This window comes from Alcanivorax sp. UBA3183 (genome assembly GCF_002364155.1).
GTDB classification, from domain to species: Bacteria; Pseudomonadota; Gammaproteobacteria; order Pseudomonadales; family Alcanivoracaceae; genus Alcanivorax; species Alcanivorax jadensis.
This window is the reverse complement of sequence record NZ_DEXN01000027.1, coordinates 393-3,191: the sequence shown is the minus strand read 5'-3', so window position 1 is coordinate 3,191 and position 2,799 is coordinate 393. Positions and strand designations below refer to the sequence as shown.

Sequence of the window (2,799 nt, the reverse complement as noted above, 5' to 3'; positions counted from 1 at the left end):
TTCCGCTACGAAGACCGCACCCGCATCACCCCCATCGGCAGCCTGCGCCCGGAAACCGGGGTCGTCATCGAAGGAGAAGTGATGGCGGCGGATGTGGTGTTCGGACGCCGACGCTCGTTGCTGTGCAAGGTGGCCGATGGCACCGGCATGGTGACCCTGCGTTTTTATCATTTCAGCGCCGCGCAGAAGAACAACATGGAACGGGGGAAGCCCATTCGCGTGTATGGCGAACCGCGCCCCGGGGCCGCCGGGCTGGAGTTTTATCACCCCGAATATCAAATCGGCACCAGCCTGCCACCACTGGAAAAAGCACTGACCCCTGTCTACCCCACCACCGAAGGCGTCAGCCAGAAACTGTTGCGCAACCTGGCCGCTCAGGCCCTGCAGTACCTGCAGGGTCACCCGCCGGCGGAACTGATTCCCGGCAATCTGCTTGATCAACGCGGCCTGCCGTCACTCACCGAGGCGCTGACCAAGCTGCACAACCCGCGCCCGGATGACCCGGTCAACCTGCTACTGGACGGCAAGCACCCGGCGGTAAAGCGACTGGTCATGGAAGAGATGGTGGCCCACCAGCTGGGCATGCTGCAGAAACGGGCCGGCCAGAAAGCCTTCCACGCCCCGCGCCTGCACGCGGATGATTTATTCGAACAGCTACAGGCCAGCCTGCCCTTCACCCTCACCGGAGCCCAGCAGCGGGTGATCGGCGAGCTGCTCACCGACATGGGCAAGCCCCACCCCATGCTGCGGCTGGTCCAGGGGGATGTGGGTTCGGGTAAGACCCTGGTCGCCGCCGCGGCGGCGCTGGCCGCGATCGAATCCGGCTACCAGGTGGCGCTGATGGCACCCACGGAACTGCTTGCCGAACAGCACCGGGACAACTTCCACCACTGGCTCGCGCCGCTGGGCATCGAGGTGCACTGGCTGGCAGGCAGCCTGGGGGCCAAGGCCCGCCGGGACACCCAAGCGGCGCTGGCAGATGGCCGCGCCCCTATCGTGGTCGGTACCCACGCCCTGTTCCAGGAAGCCGTACAGTTCCATCGCCTGGGCCTGACCATCATCGATGAACAACACCGCTTTGGCGTACAGCAACGCCTGGCCCTGCGCGAAAAAGGCCGCTTCGATACCCGCCACGGCATCCAGGTGCCCCACCAGCTGGTGCTCACCGCCACGCCAATTCCCCGCACCCTGGCCATGAGCGTCTATGGCGATCTGGATACGTCGGTGATCGATGAAATGCCCCCCGGCCGTAAACCCATCGACACCCTGGTGCTGCCGGAAGGACGCCGCCCCCAGGTGATTGAGCGCATCAACGACGCCTGCCAGCAGGGTACCCAGGCCTACTGGGTCTGCCCGCTGATTGAGGAATCCGAGGAAATCCAGGCCAGGGCGGCGGAGGCCTCTTTTGAGGAATTGCAGACCGCTCTGCCCGATCTCACCGTGGAACTGGTACACGGCCGCATGAAGGCAAAAGAGAAGGCCGAACGCATGGCCCGGTTTGCCAGCGGTGAGGCCCAGTTACTGGTGGCCACCACCGTGATCGAAGTGGGCGTGGATGTGCCCAACGCCACCCTGATGGTAATGGAAAATGCGGAACGGCTGGGCCTGGCCCAGCTCCATCAGCTGCGCGGTCGAGTGGGCCGGGGCGGCGAGCAAAGCTACTGCCTGTTGCTCTACCAGACGCCCCTGTCGCTCACCGCCAAACGGCGCCTGGCGGTGATGCGCGACACCACCGACGGCTTCGTGATTGCCGAAGAAGACCTGAAACTGCGTGGCCCCGGCGAATGGCTGGGCACCCGCCAGACCGGCGACATGGCATTCCGCATTGCTGACCTGATGCGCGATGAAGCGCTGATGGAGCCTGCCCGGGACGTGGCAGACAGTCTGTTGCAACATTGCCCGGGAAGCGTGGAGCCGCTACTGCGACGCTGGCTCAAGGGCGGGCAGGATTACGCGGATATCTGAGCCCCCATTCATTGTCAGGTATAGCGGATCGGCCGGGAACGTCCAGGATCACCCCCACCCAAGCGCCACCACCACTACCCCCACAGGCAGAAAGTCCTCTATCCGGATTGCACGGCACGACGGCCTCTGCCGGCAAGCCCCTGACAACGCTGCCCGCCATTACTGAAGACGCTTTTTTTATCTGCCGACGCTAGTGAATCAGAGAGTCGAGGCGTACTATCGCCGCCGCCTTCCACATGCAGCCAGACGGGTGCGGAAGGATTCACACTTCCAGGAAACAACTGTCTGATTTAACAGGGAGAAAGACAATGGCAAAAGGCCCCAAACCGCTGCGAAACTGGGCGGCAATGGATCCGCTGATGCGTAAGGGCGGCGCTCATCAATCCGCCAGGGAACAGACCCGGCCCCGTATGGACTGGCGCCAGGCGCTGGACGAATTCGAGGACCTGCAGGTCCGTCAGGAACCGGAAGATAACGAGGGGCTGCAAGGCCCCTCTTTTTTTGCATCGCAAAACGGCGACTTTCACCAGCGCCCTGATGGTTTATGTCATTGTCGCTAGCGAGCATCGGATTACCCTTGTAGAACTTGCCAGTTCTACTACGGGATCGCCAATGACCGAAAAACGTATTCTTGTCACCGGCGCCACCGGTGCCCAGGGCGGCGCCCTGATCCCTCTCCTGATGGAGCAAGGCTTTCAGGTTCGCGCCCTCACTCGTAACCCGGACAAGCCCTCCGCCCAGGCACTGGCCCGCAAAGGCGCGGAAGTCGTGGCCGGCGACCTGGATGACGGCGTATCGCTGCAGCTGGCCTGCCAGGGCTGCTACGGTGTTTTT

General features: G+C 63.3%; 3 protein-coding genes. All 3 read left to right on the top strand.

The window, feature by feature from the left end; genetic code table 11:
* Nucleotides 1–1,965 (top strand): ATP-dependent DNA helicase RecG (gene recG / locus B3Q33_RS10520; protein ID WP_286827517.1); only part of this gene is annotated, 1,965 nt, incomplete at its 5' end.
* A 308-nt stretch (nucleotides 1,966–2,273) separates the two neighbouring features.
* Entirely contained in the window at nucleotides 2,274–2,525 is a 252-nt protein-coding gene (locus tag B3Q33_RS10515) for a hypothetical protein (RefSeq protein WP_272962805.1), read from the top strand.
* A gap of 52 nt (nucleotides 2,526–2,577) precedes the next feature.
* Nucleotides 2,578–2,799: NmrA family NAD(P)-binding protein (locus B3Q33_RS10510; protein ID WP_286827516.1), on the top strand; the 222-nt coding region annotated here is incomplete at its 3' end.

Excerpts from the sequence above, each read along its gene's own strand:
- B3Q33_RS10515 (WP_272962805.1), top strand. The coding sequence starts at position 2,274 with ATGGCAAAAGGCCCCAAACCGCTGCGAAACTGGGCGGCAATGGATCCG.